The organism is Anabaena sp. UHCC 0187, assembly GCF_009712035.1.
In the GTDB taxonomy this organism is placed as follows: Bacteria; Cyanobacteriota; Cyanobacteriia; order Cyanobacteriales; family Nostocaceae; genus Dolichospermum.
The window spans coordinates 1-20,277 of the sequence record NZ_VILB01000013.1 but is presented as its reverse complement, the minus strand read 5'-3'; the positions used below and the strand labels follow the sequence as shown (position 1 = coordinate 20,277).

15 protein-coding genes, 1 tRNA gene and 1 pseudogene are annotated in these 20,277 nt (G+C 37.9%); 10 read left to right on the top strand and 7 right to left on the bottom strand.

From position 1 onward, the window contains the following. Positions 1–79 precede the first annotated feature (79 nt). Positions 80–640, top strand: coding sequence for a thermonuclease family protein (locus tag FJR11_RS13035; protein WP_168504326.1), 561 nt, complete (start codon positions 80–82; stop codon positions 638–640). Positions 641–1,077: 437 nt separating this feature from the next. On the opposite strand, the gene FJR11_RS13030 is transcribed toward FJR11_RS13035, so the two are convergent. Then, the gene (locus FJR11_RS13030) at positions 1,078–1,656 is read right to left on the bottom strand and encodes a hypothetical protein (RefSeq protein ID WP_168504324.1); all 579 of its coding nucleotides are present in this window, start codon (positions 1,654–1,656) and stop codon (positions 1,078–1,080) included. A gap of 125 nt (positions 1,657–1,781) precedes the next feature. Beyond that, positions 1,782–2,663 carry a 4-hydroxybenzoate solanesyltransferase gene (locus tag FJR11_RS13025; protein ID WP_168504322.1) on the bottom strand — a complete coding sequence of 294 codons (882 nt, stop codon included), beginning with the start codon at positions 2,661–2,663 and terminating at the stop codon, positions 1,782–1,784. A gap of 85 nt (positions 2,664–2,748) precedes the next feature. On the opposite strand from FJR11_RS13025, the gene FJR11_RS13020 reads away from it, so the two are divergent. The 8 genes from FJR11_RS13020 (at position 2,749) to FJR11_RS12985 (ending at position 13,860) form a co-directional block, all read left to right on the top strand. Continuing rightward, positions 2,749–4,383, top strand: coding sequence for a Ppx/GppA phosphatase family protein (locus FJR11_RS13020; RefSeq protein WP_168504320.1), 1,635 nt, complete (start codon positions 2,749–2,751; stop codon positions 4,381–4,383). 670 nt (positions 4,384–5,053) lie between these two features. Then, positions 5,054–6,328, top strand: a complete 1,275-nt coding sequence (locus FJR11_RS13015; protein ID WP_371417527.1) for a site-2 protease family protein — start codon at positions 5,054–5,056, stop codon at positions 6,326–6,328. A 45-nt stretch (positions 6,329–6,373) separates the two neighbouring features. Continuing rightward, on the top strand, positions 6,374–6,721 hold the full coding sequence (locus FJR11_RS13010) for a PEP-CTERM sorting domain-containing protein (RefSeq protein WP_168504316.1): 348 nt from the start codon (positions 6,374–6,376) through the stop codon (positions 6,719–6,721). Positions 6,722–6,832: 111 nt separating this feature from the next. Next, positions 6,833–11,440 carry a hypothetical protein gene (locus FJR11_RS13005; RefSeq protein ID WP_174763041.1) on the top strand — a complete coding sequence of 1,536 codons (4,608 nt, stop codon included), beginning with the start codon at positions 6,833–6,835 and terminating at the stop codon, positions 11,438–11,440. A 116-nt stretch (positions 11,441–11,556) separates the two neighbouring features. After that, positions 11,557–12,618 carry a DALR anticodon-binding domain-containing protein gene (locus FJR11_RS13000; RefSeq protein ID WP_168504314.1) on the top strand — a complete coding sequence of 354 codons (1,062 nt, stop codon included), beginning with the start codon at positions 11,557–11,559 and terminating at the stop codon, positions 12,616–12,618. Between the two features lie 98 nt (positions 12,619–12,716). Beyond that, the gene (locus FJR11_RS12995; RefSeq protein WP_168504312.1) at positions 12,717–12,938 is read left to right on the top strand and encodes an antitoxin family protein; all 222 of its coding nucleotides are present in this window, start codon (positions 12,717–12,719) and stop codon (positions 12,936–12,938) included. A gap of 3 nt (positions 12,939–12,941) precedes the next feature. Further along, a complete protein-coding gene (locus FJR11_RS12990) occupies positions 12,942–13,337 on the top strand; it encodes a type II toxin-antitoxin system VapC family toxin (protein ID WP_168504310.1) in 396 nt (131 codons plus the stop codon). A 280-nt stretch (positions 13,338–13,617) separates the two neighbouring features. After that, positions 13,618–13,860 (top strand): YgiT-type zinc finger protein, encoded by a 243-nt coding sequence (locus FJR11_RS12985; protein WP_168504308.1) that lies wholly within the window; start codon positions 13,618–13,620, stop codon positions 13,858–13,860. A gap of 172 nt (positions 13,861–14,032) precedes the next feature. On the opposite strand, the gene FJR11_RS12980 is transcribed toward FJR11_RS12985, so the two are convergent. The 4 genes from FJR11_RS12980 to tatC all read right to left on the bottom strand — a co-directional run bounded on the left by FJR11_RS12980 (position 14,033) and on the right by tatC (position 17,293). Next, positions 14,033–14,104 (bottom strand) — tRNA-Lys (locus tag FJR11_RS12980). 62 nt (positions 14,105–14,166) lie between these two features. After that, entirely contained in the window at positions 14,167–15,036 is an 870-nt protein-coding gene (locus FJR11_RS12975; protein ID WP_168504306.1) for an aldose epimerase, read from the bottom strand. Between the two features lie 116 nt (positions 15,037–15,152). Beyond that, positions 15,153–16,190 (bottom strand): pyruvate dehydrogenase (acetyl-transferring) E1 component subunit alpha, encoded by a 1,038-nt coding sequence (gene pdhA, locus FJR11_RS12970; RefSeq protein ID WP_168504304.1) that lies wholly within the window; start codon positions 16,188–16,190, stop codon positions 15,153–15,155. Between the two features lie 308 nt (positions 16,191–16,498). Continuing rightward, positions 16,499–17,293, bottom strand: a complete 795-nt coding sequence (gene tatC, locus FJR11_RS12965) for a twin-arginine translocase subunit TatC (RefSeq protein ID WP_168504302.1) — start codon at positions 17,291–17,293, stop codon at positions 16,499–16,501. Between the two features lie 1,563 nt (positions 17,294–18,856). Between tatC and FJR11_RS12960 the strand changes: the two are divergent. Continuing rightward, a pseudogene (locus tag FJR11_RS12960) lies at positions 18,857–19,963 on the top strand (IS630 family transposase). Positions 19,964–19,965: 2 nt separating this feature from the next. Here FJR11_RS12960 and FJR11_RS12955 read toward each other — a convergent pair. Then, the coding region (locus FJR11_RS12955; RefSeq protein WP_168504300.1) for an RNA-guided endonuclease TnpB family protein at positions 19,966–20,277 on the bottom strand (312 nt) is incomplete at its 5' end.

The following is a 20,277-nucleotide window of genomic DNA, read 5'->3' as shown; positions in this document are numbered from 1 at the left end:
TTATAGATATTTACTACCAATTATTGATTTTGTATCAATTTTACACATTAACAGGCTAAATTGCCTTTATTAGTGAATTATGAATAAATTAGTGAAACAAGGATTAGTTTGGCTGGGTGCAGCTACGATTTCTGTTAATTTAATAGCGTGTGATAGCTTGTTTTCTCCTCCAGGTGATCTAGTTGAGCGGGTAAGTGATGGTGATACATTAGTATTGAAAGGTGCTGATGGTAAAAAGTTCACCGTGCGGTTTGCTTGTGTTGATGCTCCAGAAATACCGCATTCTCAGAAAGAAAAAAAGAGTAAAATTACTCAAGATGTGAATCAATTTGCTTGGGGTGTGAAGGCACAAACACGGATAGAGGAACTGATTAAACAAACAAATAATCGTGTCAAGTTAAATATTACAGATAGCGATAGGTATGGGAGAAAAGTTGCAGAAGTGCGTTTAAAAGATGGCACGTTTTTACAGCAAATTTTATTAAAAGAAGGATTAGCTAAAGTATATCGTCCCTATTTAAGCAAATGTCCTAGTAAGGATATTGTTCAACAAGCCGAAGCGCAAGCGCAACAGCAAAAGATTGGTGTTTGGAGTGATCGGAAATTTATTGATCCTTGGGATTATCGGAAAATAAGATAAGGGTTTAGCATTGGTAAACCCCTACAATATTCTCATTATTTCAAGCGGTAGCAAACTCTGTAAAAACTCTTTTACTGGAGGGAATTTATTCCCTGGCTTTCAACACTTTGAAAATATCAACAGTACAAGTTAAATTATCATTTAATACCGCAGACAATTCTTTAATAAAAAATAACAAATATACTGCGAACGGTTCATAGTTTAACCAAATATAGAACCCCTCTGGTAAACCTCTCCCCGCACCCCTCCCTGACCCTCCCCTACAAGGGAGGGAAAAGGAGCAGCTTTTATGATTGGAGAGGCTTTGAACTTGTTCTTGGTATTATAAAAAAGTCCAGATTTTAGCCGTTTTGAGTATAACAAGATCCTCGACTTATTTCAAAAATCGGGGATCTGATTCTGATTCTATTTTTCAGGGCTTAAATTTACTCCTGCTTTTACCATTTTTCAGCCCAATAGATAATTTCTGAAGATGTCACATCAATTGCGACTCCATGACTATTACCATGATTCCATTTTGTACCGGGTTGGCCTTTATCTTCGGCTTTTAATACCAATATTTCATAACTGCTAGGAAAAGTTTCTGTTTCTGAATCGCTAGTATAAAAGAATGTTGTCGGTACGCCGTTGGGTTGGTTACTATGATTATTTGTATTCCCACCCTGGTATTGATACTGGGAAATTTTTTTGTATTGTGTCAGCAGGTTTTTAATCTTTGCTTGTGGTTCTTTAATCCGAAGTTGTAAAGAACTACTTCCGGGAGTTAATCCTGAAGCATAAGCCATTTGTAAAACTTGAGAATCATTCGGAATTTGTCCGGGAAAATGTTGGATTTGTTGAATATCCGCCCATTTGTGATTACGAATTTCTTGATATTGTGATGTATCAGTAATTAACTGTAATTGTTTGGTTTTACTAGCAGCTTTACTCATCCAAAAACTGCCAATAACTAGACCAAAACTACCCAGGGACAGTAAAATTATTGTAGCGAGTTTAACTAAAATAGATCGCTTCATTCAGTTGGTTGCATCTAGCTTGTAGATTAATATCCCAACCTTTAAAACAGTAGTCCTGATAGTTTTGAATCTAGCTTGAGTTAGATTGACATAAAAATTTTGATTTGGTTAAATTGATTACAAATTCACAAATAACCAATAATCATTCCTGCTAAAATTAAAAAACCAATCCAGACATTTTGGCGAAACATTTCCCCATAAGCAGGGTGAGGTATTTCCGGCTGTTGTAAACGGATAATTTGCCAAATCCAGCCGATACTAGCCATAACTAAACTAATCCAAAAAGCCGTATTTAAATTAACTAAGAAACCGACTCCAGCTAAGAGGATAATAGTCCCAATCAAGAAAATAGCGATCGCTGTAGGGGCATATTTACCAAAGAATAAGGCGCTAGAATTAATACCTATACGTTGATCATCTATGCGATCGCTCATGGCATAAATGGTATCAAATCCTAATGTCCATAGTACCGTCGCGCCCCAAAGTAACCAAGTCGGTGTGGTAATATTGGCTGTAACTGCACTCCAACTAATTAACACCGCGAAACCCCAAGCTATCGAAAGCACCAATTGGGGAATAGGAAATACCCTTTTTGCGCCGGGATAAAGGACAATTACCGGAACTGCGGCTACAGACAACCAGAAGCTTAAAGAGTTAAGATAGAAAGCGACAACTGCGGCACAGGCGAGGGAGACTATCCCCACCACAATCCCAACTTGAACGGAAAGGGCGCGGGATGCAAGCGGGCGATCGCGTGTTCTCTCTACCTGGGGATCAATATCTCTGTCCCATAAATCATTAACTACGCATCCAGCCGCACTAGTAGCGATACTACCGAAAATAATCACTCCCACTAAGGGTAACGGTGGTTTACCCGCAGCGGCTAAAAACACAGCCCACAATGCGGGAATCATCAGAATTAACCTCCCTTCCGGTTTATTCCACCTTAACAGCCGGATAATTACAAGCCATAATGGTTCTTGGTTGGTTTGCGGTGTGTCTAACATATTTGCTCATTTAACATATTTTTACATTTATAGAATATCGTTATTTGCTATTTGTCCTCCAGTCCTACTCACAAGAAACAAGCAAATGCTGAATTTAGTCTCGGCCAACTGGGAGAATAAACCTAGTGAATCAATTCAGGAAAATCAGATGATTGCAGCTATTGATATTGGTACAAATTCTTTGCACATGGTAGTGGTAAAAATTGAAGCCACTTTACCATCTTTTAGCATTATTGCCAGAGAAAAGGAAACAGTGAGATTAGGCGATCGCAATTTAACTACTGGAGAATTAAAACCAGAAGTGATGAGTAAAGCGATCGCTTGTTTGGGAAGATTTAAAACCCTTGCTGATAGTTTAGGTGTAAATAGTATTGTGGCTGTGGCGACAAGTGCCGTCCGTGAATCTCCCAACGGTAAAGATTTTCTCCACCAAGTCGAAACCGAAGTCGGTTTAAGCGTTGACTTGATTTCCGGCCCAGAAGAAGCCCGTCGCATCTACTTAGGTGTATTATCGGGGATGGAATTTAACAACAAACCGCACATCATAATTGACATTGGTGGTGGTTCAACAGAATTAATTTTAGGAGACAGCGAAGAACCCCGCAGCCTCACCAGTACCAAAGTCGGTGCAGTGCGCTTAACTGGAGAATTAGTCAACTCTGATCCCATCAGCGAAACCGAATTTAAATACCTCCAAGCTTACGCTAGAGGGATGCTAGAACGTTCCGTAGAAGAAGTCCAAGGAAAACTCAAAATTGGCGATTCTCCCCAGTTAATCGGCACATCTGGGACAATAGAAACCATCGCTACCATTCATGCGCGAGAGAAATTAGGTCTTGTTCCCTCCACCCTCAACGGGTATCAATTCAGTCTTCAAGACTTGCGAACCTGGGTAAATCGCTTACGTAAGATGACCAATGTAGAACGGGCTACCGTTCCGGGAATGCCAGAAAAACGGTCAGAAGTAATACTTTCTGGGGCAGTAATTTTACAGGAAGCAATGACATTGTTAGGAGTACAATCCGTAACAGTCTGTGAACGTTCTCTTCGGGAAGGCGTGATTGTAGACTGGATGCTGACTCATGGCTTCATTGATAACAAACTGCGGTTTCAAAGTTCTATTCGGGAACGCAGTGTATTAAAAACTGCTAAAAAATACCATACTAATTTAGAACATAGTGACCGTGTTGCCGCTTTTGCATTGAGTTTATTTGATCAAATCCAAGGACAACTACATAATTGGGGTGCAGATGAACGCCAACTACTCTGGGCTGCTGCGATTTTACACAATTGTGGTCACTATGTCAGCCATTCAGCACACCACAAACATTCATATTATTTAATTAGAAATGGTGAATTACTCGGTTATAACGAAACCGAAATCGAAATTATCGCCAATATAGCCCGTTATCACCGCAAATCTCCACCCAAGAAAAAGCATGAAAGCTATCGGAATCTATTGCACAAAGAACATCGGACAATGGTTGATCAACTCAGTGCTATTTTAAGATTAGCTGTGGCTTTAGACAGAAGACAAATAGGGGCTATTTCTCATATTCAATGTGAATATCTTCCCCATTTCAAAGAGTTTAAGATGTCCATATTTACATCTGCAATTAAAGATGAATGTGCCTTAGAACTATGGAGTTTAGATTATAAAAAAGGAATTTTCGAGGAAGAATTTGGTTTAAAAGTTGTGGCAACATTAATTAATAGCTAAAGTTTCTCTAGCAATCCTCTTTGATTTGTGTATACCTTGGGGAAGCCGTAGGCATACATTGCACTACTTAGATGCCTGACTTATTAGAAAAGCTAGGCATCTTGTTGTATTGTTAGCATTACACTATTAAAAATAATTTACTATCGCTATAGTATGCCAATGTGAAATCAAAAATTAAAAAGCTTATGTAATCAGGTTTTTGGATAATGGCTAATTACGTCCTATCTCCTGCTATATTATCTCAGTACATACTGAGAAAAAACTAATAGTTTTACAAAAAAAATATAAATATTTAAGGCAATTTACTTAGAAAAAACATTTATTCAAAAATATTTTTAACCATAAGTTAATTATATGTTTTATTTTTAACTTCTATAACTGCCGTAGGTACTAGTTTTGCCAGCCTTCACTGCTAGTTACTATTTAATCCCATCCTATTGTAAAGATTACGTAAACTAGCTTGACTTCAATATAAATACGGGTGACAATAAACAGTGTCTTATCAAGCCAATGTAAAGTAGTACGGTATTTACCCAACTGCTAACTGGACAAGACTTATATTATTGCATCTACCCAGGGTATGAAGTCCGAAAAAACATCTATTTTTAGCACGGAAGCATTCCAAAATTCACCGTGTCCAAATTTGGAAATTCACTGGAAACTCTTTCCTGTGCCAGATTCTGACGAAGTTCAGTTACAAGCAATTAAATCAGCACAGCAGTTTCTATTTTCAGCAACTGAAGGCTATGCTTTAAAGCATTTTAATAAGAAATTTATAGTTAAAGAAGTTCAGAAAAGGTGTCAACAACAGTTTGGTGACAAAATTTCTTCTACTTTCATAGTGCAACTACTAGAAAAATTAGTTGCATTGGGAATATTAAAAAATCCTGAAGACAGTCGTTCACCCCTACTTAAATCTGCCGTTAATTGGATATGGCATACAGATGGATATTGGTTATTAAGGCTACAAAATACCGATAGTGTAGCCTATACACAAATCAATAATAATGATAAAAACCTGATTTTAGATTTAGGTAAACTACCGATAGAAAATATCATAGCTAAATATAAAATTAGTCCTCTCCATGTCCAAGAATTACTGAAAGAATTAGCTGTCAAGGGAATGTTAGAGGGTGTTGAAGCACCCAAACAAAAGAAAAAATTTAACTTACTATTTACTACATTTCGTTTATTTAATCCTGACAATTGGCTCAACAGCAATATTAATAAAATCCGGTTTATGTTTACAACAGAGTTTTGTTTTTTACTCTGCATATTCCTGAGTTTTAGTATCGTCATTGCTTTTTCTCAACATCAGATAATTTATAACTTTGGACAAGAATTATGGCATAGCCAAAGTTTTAGTTTAATACTGCCTTTTGCACTGCTAATGATGTTAGTCGTATCTATCCATGAACTAGGTCATGCTTTTACATTAAAACATTACAAAGGTGTGGTTTTAGAAATAGGATTAATGTTTATCTTTCTATTACCAGGAGCATACACTAATACCACAGATGCCTATGGGTTAGTCAAACGAAAACAACGTACTTTAGTAATGGCAGCCGGGGTAATTTGTCAAGTAGTTATTTGGGGATTTGCATTATGTTTATGGAGCATATCAACACCTGGAAGTTGGTTTTCTACAACTTCCTATTTATTAATGATAGCAGCCCAATTTACCTTAGCACTTAATCTCAACCCCCTGAATAAATTTGATGGCTATCATATTTTAGAAGCAATGACTGGAATTAACCATTTACGTAAAAAATCATTTGCCTATTATGCACAACTATGGCGTAGAGAACCTAGTCAAGAGCGCACTGAGGATATAGGAATTCTAGCAGTTTATGCTCCTGCTTGTTTACTTTATGTCGCTTGGCTTTTGGCTAATTTATTTTTCTGGATTTGGCATTTATCTACGCCATATTTACCAGGAAAATAGTTGAATAAAATCGTGAAAACCATTATTTAGAGGAATGTAAAAATCATGAAAGTTTGTAATTTACAAATTGCTAAAAATGTCTTACTTACAAGTGCATTGGGAGCAATATCTCTGATTTCATTAATAGATGTAAAACCTTCATTTGCAGGTAGTTCTTATTATCAATCTTCTCTTCGTTGTTCTAAATCTGTTCCTGAACCTTCTACTTTTATTGGTGTATTAGCTTTGGGTATTTTCGGTGGAGGATATTTACTCAAACAGCAAATGAAGAAAAAAGGTGATTTTTCGACATCAATTAATCAAGAATTTCATTCAGGTGAAGAAAATTATCATGATATTTCTCCCTCTTTTGAATTGCAATTAATTGACCCAACAACAACAAAAGGAATTTAAGATTTTAGCGATTATAAATCGCCGCTACACAAACAAAGTCCGCCTGCGCGGACTAATTAGAAAATAAAGCTAAAGTCCGCTAATTAACAAATCAAGGGAAAGGGTGCATTTATGAGTTTATTTGGATTTGGTAGCCAGAAAAATCAAAAATCTAAACAAGCTAAGAAAGCTAAAAAATCAAAACCGAGAGAAATCTGGCAAGGTAAAAGTCATGGTCTAGATGATATTATTTCTCCTAGTGTTTTAGTTGGTGGTGGTGAACATTCCCCTGAACCATTTTTAGTTGATATACCTCCCGTTTCTGGTTCAGAATTTGATTTAATTCAAAGTGATTTATTACAAGCTCTGGAGGCTGGAAATTTAGATGCACTTCTGCAAGCACCAGATGATTCTTTATTTGATCATCAAATAATAATTGATTGGCTTAATGATCCTAGTTCTCAGCCTTTATCATTCTTTGATAATTCAGTAACATCTACAAATTCATTACCTGAAAGTACATCAATACTGCACAGTTCAAATAGTTGTTCAGTAGAAAATAATGAAAGTTTCTCAGGTAAATTATTACCAGGAAATACAAATTTTTCAGGAGCTACACGCCCAACAATACCGTTAACCAATGTAGATACAGGTGGGAATAACCTGGCAAATCCTACATCATTAGTAGTTTCTAACATCAAAGATGTAATTGATCAAGTTAGCCATATTGATCCAACAGATATTTATCGAGTTAAGATTAATGACTTAAAAAATGCTGATATTTCTGTATTGTCTGGTCAAATATCTGTTGATTATCTCATGCCATCTGGGCAATTTTTAGGAAGTCAGTTCTTTTCTACAGGCAATCATACCTTACTACCACCTGCGGATATCAAGGGAGATGTAATTGTCAAAATTAATTATCAAGGTGGTACACCAGGAACTTATATTCTCAATGGATTTGAGACTAAAAATCATAGTGAACCTTTTAATATTGATCTAGAATTTGGAGGCGGTTTGAGTGCTTCACAACAAGCAATTATTCAAGCTGCCGCTAAAAGTGTTGAATCAATGATTTCTCAAGGTTTACCCACCGCTATTGTGGACGGTAAACTTATTGATGATGTTAATTTTAAAGTTTCTGCTACTAATTTAGACGGTGCAGGTGGTACAGCCGCAAGAACAAAAATAGATTTTATGCGGTTTGGAACAATGTTACCTGCTCAGTCTATCACTCAGTTTGATGCTGCCGATATTGCCGAGTTAGAAAGTTCTGGAGAGTTGTTTAGTGTAGTGCAGCATGAACTTCTACACGGTTTAGGTTTTGGCAATCTTTGGGAAGCTAAGGGATTAGTTGATTACGCTGGTACACCTTTAGCTCAATATAACGGACAAGAGGCAGTAAAAGCCTTTCAAGAATTGGGTGGTTTAACAAGTCATATTAATCTGGAAAATAATGGCAATGGTTCAGCCGGTTTGCATTGGAATGAAAATATCTTCCAAGATGAGGTAATGACGGCTGATTATAACAATGGAAAAGATGGAAATGCGCCCATTAGCCTGGTGACAATTGCATCTTTGGCTGATTTGGGGTATCAGGTGAATTTGAATCGGGCTACTCCTGATTATGGGCTATTTGGTGGTCAAAAATTCAATACCAATGACTTAACCCCAGAGGAATTAGAAGCATTTAGAGAACTGGCTGAAACCTCTTTTACTAATTCTGATGAAGAGTTTATTTATGCCACTATGCCAGAGGTTGATCCAGATACGGTAGCTCCTGAAATTTGGGCGCACGCGGAGCAATTCTGGAAGAATAAGGAATATTACGATTGGGTTTCCTATCAAATTAGAAGGGGGGACACTCTCAGTCAAATTGCGTTTGATACGATGGGTAGTTATCACCCAGACTACTACTGGTGGATTGCTAATCATAATGGTATTCCCGATCCAAATTATATTGTTACGGGCAACTGGATTGAAATTCCTAAACATCATCCCAACTATGAGTGGGAGCAAGAGCAAGAAAGGCTGCGTCGCGAAGCAGACTTAGCAGCAGCACAGGCAGCCGAAGCTCAAAGGCTAAAGGACGCAGAAGACAAACTAGCAAATGATCTAGCTGAACAGGCGAAATTGGCGGAAGATCAGCGGTTGAGGGATGCAGAAGCACAAGCTCAAGCTCAAGCACTGCAAGTCCAAGCTAATAGACTAGCTGAGGAATTAAAAAAGAAACATCAACATGATGAGTTGCTAAAAGAACAGGCTCGATTAGCAGAACTAGTACGGCAAGCGGAAATTGCTCGGCAACAAGGAAAGGGTGGTTTAGATTGGTATCTTGCTAAATCATTACCAGAATTTGGGCCAGTTGATCCCTTTGAAACTAAGCTGACAGGTGAGACAGTTGGCAACCTTGTTCCTGACGACTACTATCGGTTTACCCTGTCACGTAGTGGTCGAATTACAGCCGAGTTAAGGCAACTGCTGGCAGATGCTGATCTAGTTCTCTATGATGTGCGAAATCATCCAATTTCCTATTCAATGCGGGATGGAATTACAGACGAGCATCTTATTGCTGACTTGATTCCTGGTACTTATTTAATTAGGGTTAACAGTCCCAAGGGCGTAACGACTGATTATGAACTGATAGTTAAATTTAAACACTTGCTATCTCAAACAGAGATAGGACCACCTCCTGGGTGGAAGCCAGGGGGTTCTGGTAATAGCGGTACTGGTGGCGGTGGCACTGGTGGCTCAATTTTTGCAGATCCACGCATTAAGCAGATTTATGACACGGCATTGAATAATTTTGCTACTCCTGAACGAGCTAATGCTAATGCTCGAATTCAGCAGCTTCAACTAGATAAGCAAAGTTATGAACAGGAGTTGCAACAACTGCTTGACCAGATGAATGGTGAACAACGGGCAAATGTTCATGGTGCTTTAGATGATGTTCGTCATAATGGCAATGTTTGGGCTGACGACACAGCCAATCTTATTAAAGGAACTATTGACAACATAGCCAATGGAATTATCAACCAGATTGACAATAAAATCCCTGGGTCAGTTTATAACATTCCAGGCATTGGTGACGCTCTCAGAAATGGTAAAGACGCTCTCAAAGGGACTATTAACGGTGCAAAAGACTGGCTAAAAGAAAAGGTTGCTTGGGTTCAAGACCGTGTTAAACATTATCTTTGGCACTTTATTGAAGCCATCAAAAATGCTTACCGAACAGGTGGTGAGATCAATAGCATCATTGAACAAGCAGCTAGTGATATGAAGCGCGGCATTGATGGTGTAGTTAGCAGCATTAATAATTTGGTTGAAGACTTTAAGGGTAAAGTTCTTGGTGGTTTGGACTGGCTAAAAAATGTTGGAGCGTTTGGTTGGAATTTCTATGATGGTGTAGTTGCTCCTTTAGCTAATAGCGTTGCTAACGGAGTTAAAGATGAAGTCAAATCTGTTGGTAATTTTGCTAATGGAGCCGTTGATTGGATTAAACCCCGCGCTCAAACAGCGGTTGCTGCTGTTGTTGATGCTATTTTTGGGGATAAAACAGGAAATCTTTACAACAAGATTCAGGGGGTTGATAAGCAAATTGCAGCAACTCGAACTGAACTTGAAAATAAGATTATTAACAAAGCATCTGAATTAAAAAATCAATTACAAGCATTACTAAATAAACTTGGTAGTGAGGGTAAAAAGATTCTTGATACTATTCTTGATTTTGCAAACTCTCCTATAGGTCAAGTTAGTATTGAGGTTCTTAAAGTTGCTCTAGGATTTGTTCCTATTGTTGGTCAAACGATTGATGTTATTGATACCTTAGCTGCTCTTTGGAAGGTTGTTATTGACGGTCGGCGTGATACAGATGTATGGGTTGAGCTAATTGGTTCTTTGGCAGGCTGGTTCCCTGGTGTTGGAGATGCTATCAAAGGGATTGCTAAAATTGCACTCAAAGGGCCAATTGGCACATTATTACGGAAGCTTGGCCCTGATGTAACCAAACAAGCTGCAAAAATCTTCAAAGAAGCTAACTGGAAAGCTATACTTGCTGATGTTGTTGAAGGTATTGCAGGTGTTTGGCGTAAGTTTGATAGCCAGATGGATAGTGCCGCAGGATGGATTTTGGATCTCATGCCAGGTATTCGCCCTACCCTCGCTGCTGTTGGCGAAATTGTTGTGAAGTTCAATGATGAAGCTGCTGATGCGGGTAAGCAGTTAGATAATATCAGTAAGACTATCGCCAATAAAATTGATGATACTTCTGAGCAAATTGCAAAGGAAGATAAGAAAGATGAAGATCCACTTTTGATGCTACCAGGGCCAGATCCAAATACTCCCAAGCTCCCTAGTAAAAGGTTAGAAGAACTCTCTGTCGATCCTCAAACAGGAAAGCCGAATCAAAAGTCTCAAGAAGAAGCTGAGTCAATACTCCAGGCTGAAATGGAAGGACTTGTAAAAGGTGCGATAAGACCGGATTTAAGCAAAGGAGAACCAAATCTTGATTTCAAGATTGATGGGGGTTATGCGGAAGTTAAAACTCCCATACTCCCTACATATCAGCCAATATTAGAGCAAGCAAAAAATATAGCTTTGAAAAGCAACCAGTATGATTCTGATGTCATGGTTATCGTTGACTTAAAAAATCTTGATGCTGCTCAGAAGATACAATTTAAACTCGAACTAGAAAATCAAGGGACTGACAGAAAAAATATTAGATTTTTGAACGATAAATAGACACATTTATAAGAGGGTGCATAACACTATTATTTAACTTATAGCAAGATGCGCCCACTATCAATTGAAAATTGTAGAGTTCAAATTTCACTTTTCAATGTTACATAAGGCAAAATATGTTGCAATTACCTAAACAAACCAAAACAAGTAAAATTTGGTTAAGTTTGTTTGAAACACCTGCTGAAAGAATATCTTCTTTAATTGATATTCGTTATGCTTGCACTGCTGCGATCAGAAATATGCTGCAATGGGCTGGCAATCTTGTTACCTTAAACATCACGTTACGTAGAGAACCATTTCTCAATATTAAGGAATTCTTTAACTCGATTCAAACCAACCAACAGGTTTACAAAGCCTCCCTTTCCCGCCAACTCGCCGCAGACTTACCCCCCGACGTGGAAGAAACCTCCCTCAAAGACGAACCCAAAGACTGGTTTATCAAAACCGCCGACTTTGACGACGACTACGACAGAGTTCTCCAACACCGCGACGGCGAATATACCCAACTCCTAGAAGACATCACCCGCTATCATCAAATCTTCCAACAAGGCTATGACAAAATCATCCTCTTGCGTCCTCCTACTTACACTGGTTACGACATCCAACTAACAGCCGCAATGCAATGTTTAGGCTACACCAAAGAGCAATTTCAATTTATTATTGTTCAACCTATTAAACTCTATGCTTTCCACAAAACTAACCAAAAAATTCATCCTCTTCCTGACATAGCCACAGAAGAATTAATCTCAGCTATTGGTATGGATGCTCTGCGCTGGTATAGTCTCCGCGTTCCCTTAACTGGGATTGCCCCTATTAACATCAGCACAGCCGGACAACTAAATGATAGCCTGTATCGTGTTCAATCAGCCCATTTCCGTTGTTCTAAACTGCTGCAAGAAGCCAAGAAAGAAATTAACGTCAGTTCACCTTTAGCAATAGCTGAAAAACTAGATAATCTGCTGCAAACTGTTCCTAAAATCCTAGAACAAAGCGCAGAAGAAATTGCCCCTCATTTAGTTATTCAGCATTTAGAAACTATTAGTGAAATTTGTCATCAATGGTTAGATTCTCTGGGAGTAACATCACCAGATTACGAATTATTATTAACTACTAAGGAAACAATTTTTGACCTGTTAGTTAATATTTTGAATATCACTGCACCAGAATCTAATAATTGAGGGGTTGCTTTTCTGTGTTTGTGCGTCTTGTTAATTTGCTTTTTAATATCTGGAAGATGATGCTATAATGTAAATACTCAAATTCCAGGATAAATCCTATGCCAGTAGAAGCTATTTATGAACAAGGAACATTGAGATTATCGCAACCAATCACACTACCAGAAGGAAGTAGAGTAAAAGTAATTATCATTCCTTTAGAATCTTATTCTCAACAGAAAAACCCCTTAGAAATTTTACAAGAGATTGCTGAACTTCCTTTAGAGGGAAAAACAGATACTTTCTCAGGATTAGATCATGATCAAGTTTTATATTCCAAATAGTTTATGATTTTTGTTGATACGGGTGCTTGGTTTGCTAGTATTGTTCCGTCTGATTCCGAGCATCAAAATGCTATTTTATGGTTAACTAATAACAAACAGACTTTATTAACAACTGACTACGTAATTGATGAAACATTGACTTTATTAAGAGCAAGAGGAGAAACCAAACGATCTAGTATTTTAGGTGAGGCTTTCTTCTCAGGTAAGTTAGCAACTATCTATTATTTAACAGAGGAAGATATCCGTTTAACTTGGCAACTATTTCGTGATTATTCTGATAAAGAATGGAGTTTTACTGATTGTAGCAGTAAAGTCGTAATGGAAAAGCTGGGAATTATTCAAGCATTTGCCTTTGATTATCATTTTCGTCAGTTTGGATCTGTTCAAGTTATTCCATAATTTATATTTTGAATTCAAAATTGCTATTTTTAGATAAGTAATCAGACAAAATTAATTACATATAATAAAATCTTCCATTCTGTCATATACCACGAAATTATCGAAAAATACCCCAATAATCAACCCTATCCTCCTTATTTAACTTACCCAGAAAATATTGCCCGTCAACCTATTCACAAAATTTGAGGCTATGATCAGAATAGCAGCACTGCAATTTTAGTCACTGTTTATAGTTCCAAGCCTCAAGGCTGGATTAATTGGCACATCAAGAGGTATTAGTATGAAAAACCAAAAATGTCCCACTTGTCAAGGTGAGTTAGAAACTAAGCAAATTGAAAAAATGCTCAAAGGAGGAAATAACACCGCCATTATTGATGTAGAAGCAGAAGTTTGTTCAAAATGTGGAGAAAAACTTTATAAACCAGACGTTGTTAGCCAATTTACTCAAATTCGTGCCAAACTTAGAAATCAACAAACAGAAGATTTTCAAGTCATTGGTCAATCCTTCCGCATTTCTGTTTAATTAATCAATCAAGGAAAGTTGAAGAATTTTATTCTAAGTTTGACAATTATGAAGATGTTACTGAGTTTTTAGACTGACCGCAATCACTTATCTAAAATCTTTCTTTCCAGATGCCTATGAATAATCTTACATCTTGAAATTGACAAAGGGAATTATATTTGAGCCTTGAGAATGGGTGGCCCGGGATTCGAACCCGGAACAAATCGGTTAAAAGCCGAGTACTCTACCGTTGAGTTAGCCACCCTTTTGCTGTTTTTCCAACTTTATCAATATACCATCAACAGCCATGGTTTTGTCAAGGGGTTTCTAGAAAAAATTTGCTGTTAACCCAAAAGCCGCAGTACAACTAGCCCCAGGAGCTAACACAGTCAGGTTTTCACCAGTGTTGAAAGCATTGCGGGTGGCGCTCCAAGGCTCTAGACAGTAGAATTCTTTGCCTTTAACAGTCCAAAACACCAACCAGGTAGAGAAATCATCGTAATCGAGGGTTAGCTTCAACCTGCGGCTGTTATCTGTGACTGTGGCTGATTTGCTGGTAAGTCCTCCAAAGGCAAAATCAATTTCATCTTGGCTAAAGTCAAATTTGCCATTAAAGCCGTGGAATTCCTTGGTTTTGTTATCTTGATATCGTGTAGATGGAAGTTCCACTTCTAGCTGATTTTTATCCCCACAGAGAAAATAAGGGTGGAAACCAGCGGAAAATGGCATGGGTGTAGATGACAGATTTTTATATTCCTGACGCACTACTAAGGTATTCCCTTGAAGTTCGTAGGTAAAAGCCAATTGAAAATCAAAAGGATAAACTGCCTTTGTTTCCTCATTGCTGTTGAGAACTACAGTCAGACTAGCGTTATCTGCTGTGTTTTGCGTTGTTACTGTCCAAGGCAATTCACGAGCAAAGCCATGTTGTTTAATAGTATACTGTTTGCCGTCAACGCTGTAAGTATTATCAGGTAAATTACCGCAAAGAGGAAACAAAATTGGATTGCCACCTCTAACGCTCAAATCAGGATGAGTAAAGCGTTCAGCGTCTAGGTAAAATATTTCTTGACCTTGCACCAGCCAACGAGTGATGATACCGCCTCTTTCTGGGACAACTTCTATTTGTGTACCAGCGGTTTTATCAGACAGGATGTAGGTTTTGTATTGTTCTTGTTGAATATCAATGGTAAACATGATTTTTAGTGATTGGTGATTGGTGATTGGTGATTGGTGATTGGTGATTGGTGATTGGTGATTGGTGATTGGTAAAATTTACCTCTGTCACCTGTCACCTGTCACCTGTTCCCTAGTTACTCGTCTTCGGCAAAAATGAAGCGATATAACTCGCTAGGGTCTGGTTCGGGGCTGCTTTCAGCAAATTTAACCGCGTCCTCAATCACAGCCTGAATTTTCTTTTCAATATCTTTGAGTTCTGCTTCTGTAGCTAGATTTTGTTCCACTAAATAAGCAGCTAACTTTTTAATGGGGTCACGAGCAAACCAAAATTCTTTTTCTTCCTTGCTTCGCATTTCGTCTGGGTCAGCCAGGGAGTGACCACGGAAGCGATAGGTCATGGCTTCAATTAGAGTTGGGCCTTCTCCAGCACGGGCGCGGGCTACGGCTTCCTGAGCCACCTGACGCACTGCTAGAACATCCATGCCGTCAACTTCCACACCCACCATGTTAAACACACTGGCTTTTTTGTATATCTCTGGTTGGGAAGTTGCCCGTTCGTGAGACATACCAATTGCCCACTTATTATTTTCTACCACAAAGAGAATTGGCAATTTCCATAAAGCCGCCATATTCAATGTTTCAAAAAATTGACCGTTGTTAGCCGCACCGTCACCAAAGAAGCAAGCGGTTACTTGGTCAGCGTTTTTGTCTCCGAGAACTTCCCGACGATATTTAGATTGGAAAGCTGCACCAGCAGCCACAGGAATACCTTCGGCTACGAAAGCATAACCACCTAATAATCGGTGTTCGGCGGAAAACATATGCATAGAACCACCGCGCCCTTTACTGCAACCTGTGGCTTTACCAAATAATTCTGCCATGACTTCTCGTGCGGGGACTCCGGCACTTAAAGCATGAACGTGGTCACGGTAGGTGCTGGAAACGAAATCTTCACCGGGGCGCATTGCACCTTTAACGATGCCGCTACAAACTGCTTCTTGTCCGTTGTATAGGTGGACAAAACCAAACATTTTTCCTCTATAGTACATTTCGGCACATTTATCTTCAAATAAACGTCCTAATGTCATATCTTCGTATAAACCCAAACCTTCTTCTTTAGTGATTTGGACTGTGGCAGTATTAAATGTGGGTAACGTGCGCTCTTGAACCATGCTGGTGAAGTATCCCTATTGTAAAAGTTAAAGTTAAGTTGGTCTTAGATAACGTTAGCTATAAATCAGCCAGCGTTGACAAAACTAATTTATCAAACCTCATTTTATAGGATAGCAATGAGGATAACTGGCTTTCTGCATAGCGATTAACAATTAATGTAATTTCATCACGTAAGTTAAGATAAAGCTGCATAGAATAGGATTTCCAGAATAATTAAACGCAGATAAACGCAGATGAACGCAGATAAAGACGGATGAATTCATTAATTTTATGATTCTGTGCAGCAATTAACAATTGACTATTTGAATTATTTGCCGATGATTTTGACTAGTCCAATCCCACCAAAGTATAGTCCTAAAACCGCACCGGCTAAAAGACTTTGGGTCAGAGGATCGGTAGAAGGTGTCAGCACTGCTCCTAAAACTACTGCTGCCATAATTACATAACGCCAACCTTTTAACATGATCTGTGAAGAGACAATTCCCAAGGTAGCGAGCAAAATTTGAATAACCGGAACTTGAAAAGCTAGTCCTGTGGTGAATAACAATAACAACACAAAGTCAAAATACTTATCAATTGACCAAAGTTGCTCAACAACATCAGCACCGTAGTTAATGAAGAATTGTAAAGCAGCGGGAATGAGTGCCACATAAGCGAAAATTAAGCCGCATACAAATAGCACACTTGAACCTAGCACCACAGGGATGACTAAACGCCGTTCCCGCACGGTGAGGCCAGGAAGTACAAACTGGATAATTTGATAAAGAATGAAGGGAGTAGCCAGGATTAAACCACCGTAAGCGGCAACTTTCATGGAAACAAAGAAAAATTCTCCCGGAGCTAATTGCAGAAATTTAACGCCGTGAGCAGGAACTTCTAGTAGCTGTACTAGGGGTTTGACGAAAATAAAACAACCGATAATACCCACTACTACCACAATGAGGGAATAGAAAATTCTTTGCCGCAACTCCTCCAGGTGGTCAAAAAAATCCATTTCCACTTCACCTGGTAATTCATCCAGTGGGTTAATAGATGGTTCGCTGGATGCTTCTGGTTCTAAATCCTGGGAATTTATGGTATCTACGTCTTGTGGAGAGGTCATGAGTAAGAAGAGTGGGAAACATTTGTAAGGCTGTATTCGTTCACTATTTTATAAGGAATACGCCAGAAAACCCTTGAAGTTGTAATTGACTCAGGAAAAAATTTGCATTAATTTTTGGTAGCATTTATATCCTGATCTTTATAAAGATATTTGTAATTGTGTTTTTATAAAAGTATTAACTAGCACGCATCAAAGATTAAGTGCAGCTAAATTATTATTACTTAGCTGATCAGTATTTATTGGAGATCAAATGTGATTCCATGAATTCTTAACTAGCTCTATAGCTTATTAAAGCTAGATATTTCAGGCGGAATAAAATATATCCTCTTGCCATAATTTAAAGCGACTGTACTTTAAATTACATTCATTACTGTATTGACGGATAATATTCATGTTTGTTTCTGAACAAAAAAACTTTTTTTGTCCGGGTTTTACTCATTATATTTGCATAAGTATAAAGAACGTTATCTTGTGGCTAAATTAACTCTACTAGGGGGGAAGGGTTGATTTAGCAATCACGGCTCTGACTTTGATCTGTGAATAAATGAAAACAACAACTTGTTTGTCTCAGTTGCGGATAAATCAAAGATATACCAAGGGTATAACCCAGTAAAAATCTAGATTTACTCCCAGACTAAAAAAACAGGGATAGACTAATGCACCTGGAAATTGCATCATTTGTAGTATCAAATTAGACACTACAGACAGAATCTCTCTGGCAATTTTTAGAACTATTAGCCGATTAATGGGTTTTCATGCTGATCAAGATAAGACAGTCTGATCTTGGGGTTTCCCTAAGTTGAGGAACTGTTGTGACGTTGCTGATTACACAATCATCAATCGGAATTAAATTTTGATATGAAAAAAACAATTGGTTTGGGACTCATGGTATTGTCAGTCTATCTGTGCAATTCCAGTGCTTGTTTTGCAGGAAATAAGCTGTCCGTAAGCAATACTCAGCTAAGAAGTGAAAATAATTCGCAATCACAACTAGTGGCAAATATCTCTGCTAGAGATGATCAAACAGGAGAGTGTCATCGTAAAGGTAATTGCAGGGATTAAGATTCTCTGATGGGGAAGTAAAAATTGCCACTCATTCTCCATCGAAAACAGACTTAGGGGTAAGTCTTGCAGATATCCTGAAAAGGTCAGGATTCAGGGTTAAGGATGTAGCGTAGCTGTAAAATTTCGTTTATTTGCCAGTTCATAATCAGGTTTTTTGAAAATTTTCATATATCTCCATTGTGGTTGGCTTTCGTCTAGGGAGTCATCCAGAGATTATCCATGCTTGTTGGTCAGGGCGCATTACTTTATATAGTAGGAATCAGGATTGACACTCTCAGGTCTAAAGACACTGAGATTCTTTGATCAACGATATGACTTGCTCAGGCAGGATTTCTCCAGTCTGAATAGAGGTCTTATCTCCTAAAGCGTTGTTTGCGTCTAGCGCAAAAGTTCCCATATGCCCTACGGTACTCAATCCCCGACTAAGGATGTTTCTAAGCTGTTACGCAGATTAATTGTATAATAGAAAATTAAGTGACTAGCTATAAATAGGGACGTATGCCAGCAAAAAATCATCTATCTCAAGAGCAGAAAGAAAGACTACTAAAAACACTAAAAGAGCATGAAAATCCCTATGTGAGAGAGAAGATACTCATCTTATTGTTGATGAATGACGGGAAAACTTACCAAGAGATTAGTAATTTTTTGGATATCGCATATCCAACAGTAGCATATTGGGCAGTGCATGGAGATCCTGATAACCTAGAAAGTTTTTTAGATGGAAGAAGAGAAGGTAACTTCCGTAAAGTCACCAAAGAATATGAAGAATTATTATTGGAGATAATAGAAAAAGAGCCAGCAGAATATGGCTATGAATTTGGTCGTTGGACGGCGGCAAGATGTGCAACATATCTAGAATTAGTAACAGGAATTAAATTAAGTGGTTCTCAGGTAGGGAGGATTTTAGCGAAAAAAAAGTATGTTTATCTTTGGGCAAGATACAGCCTAGAAGATAAACAAAATCCAGAGAAACGAAAATTATTTAAAGAAAAACTAGCAGAATATTTAAAAATAACCAAAGAAGCTCCAGAGCGTTTACAGGTATGATTTTGGGACGAAAGTGGATTCAGTTTAAGAGTAATAAGAAGAAAAACATGGGGAAAGAAAGGTAACAGAAAAAAGGTAACAGGACAAAGAAGACGAGGAAGAGTAAATATTATGGGCGGGTTGCGTTATCATGACAAAAAAAGAATTAACTTTGTAATTAAGAAGGGGAATGCAGATGTCTTTTATGAACAATTGAAATCATTGAATAATTTTCTAATACAAGAATGGATGGAACAAGGAAATCCAATTGAAAGTTTCGAGAATAATTCTGCCAAGATAGTTATTATCTTAGATAATGCTAGTTTCCATAAAAGAAAAGATATTTTAGCTCAGATTGAGGCAGAAATGCCAAATATTATTTTGGAATTTTTACCACCATATAGTCCAGATTATAATTTAATTGAATTGGTTTGGCATTCCGCAAAAGAATATATAGCTCATAGATTATTTGAATCCGTATCACAGCTAGAAGAATTGTTAAATAAATTGCTAAATGAAGGAGGTCTTATTATTAAATGGGAACGCAAAATTAAAAATAAAGGTAATGCTATTTATTAAATTTAGCTGCGTAACAGTTTAGCTGCGTTTTCATCTCTATCCATTACACAACCACATTTACAAACGTGGGTGCGAGTAGATAGGGTTTTCTTGACAACTTCAGCACAACTAGAGCATTCCTGGCTCGTGTATTGCGGATTAACCGCTACCGTGACCCTCTTAAATACTTTTCCAAAATATTCAAGCCAGACACGAAACTGATACCAGGATGCGTCGTTAATAGACTTAGCTAAACAATGATTTTTCACCAGATTTTTAATTCTCAAGTCTTCATAGGCTATCAAGTCGTTAGACTGAACTACGCACCGTGCTAA

Excerpts from the sequence above, each read along its gene's own strand:
- FJR11_RS12975 (WP_168504306.1), bottom strand. The coding sequence starts at position 15,036 with ATGTTTACCATTGATATTCAACAAGAACAATACAAAACCTACATCCTG.
- FJR11_RS13005 (WP_174763041.1), top strand. The coding sequence starts at position 6,833 with ATGAGTTTATTTGGATTTGGTAGCCAGAAAAATCAAAAATCTAAACAA.
- tatC (WP_168504302.1), bottom strand. The coding sequence starts at position 17,293 with ATGACCTCTCCACAAGACGTAGATACCATAAATTCCCAGGATTTAGAA.
- FJR11_RS12990 (WP_168504310.1), top strand. The coding sequence starts at position 12,942 with ATGATTTTTGTTGATACGGGTGCTTGGTTTGCTAGTATTGTTCCGTCT.
- pdhA (WP_168504304.1), bottom strand. The coding sequence starts at position 16,190 with ATGGTTCAAGAGCGCACGTTACCCACATTTAATACTGCCACAGTCCAA.
- FJR11_RS13010 (WP_168504316.1), top strand. The coding sequence starts at position 6,374 with ATGAAAGTTTGTAATTTACAAATTGCTAAAAATGTCTTACTTACAAGT.
- FJR11_RS13000 (WP_168504314.1), top strand. The coding sequence starts at position 11,557 with ATGTTGCAATTACCTAAACAAACCAAAACAAGTAAAATTTGGTTAAGT.
- FJR11_RS12995 (WP_168504312.1), top strand. The coding sequence starts at position 12,717 with ATGCCAGTAGAAGCTATTTATGAACAAGGAACATTGAGATTATCGCAA.
- FJR11_RS13020 (WP_168504320.1), top strand. The coding sequence starts at position 2,749 with ATGCTGAATTTAGTCTCGGCCAACTGGGAGAATAAACCTAGTGAATCA.
- FJR11_RS13025 (WP_168504322.1), bottom strand. The coding sequence starts at position 2,663 with ATGTTAGACACACCGCAAACCAACCAAGAACCATTATGGCTTGTAATT.
- FJR11_RS12985 (WP_168504308.1), top strand. The coding sequence starts at position 13,618 with ATGAAAAACCAAAAATGTCCCACTTGTCAAGGTGAGTTAGAAACTAAG.
- FJR11_RS13035 (WP_168504326.1), top strand. The coding sequence starts at position 80 with ATGAATAAATTAGTGAAACAAGGATTAGTTTGGCTGGGTGCAGCTACG.
- FJR11_RS13030 (WP_168504324.1), bottom strand. The coding sequence starts at position 1,656 with ATGAAGCGATCTATTTTAGTTAAACTCGCTACAATAATTTTACTGTCC.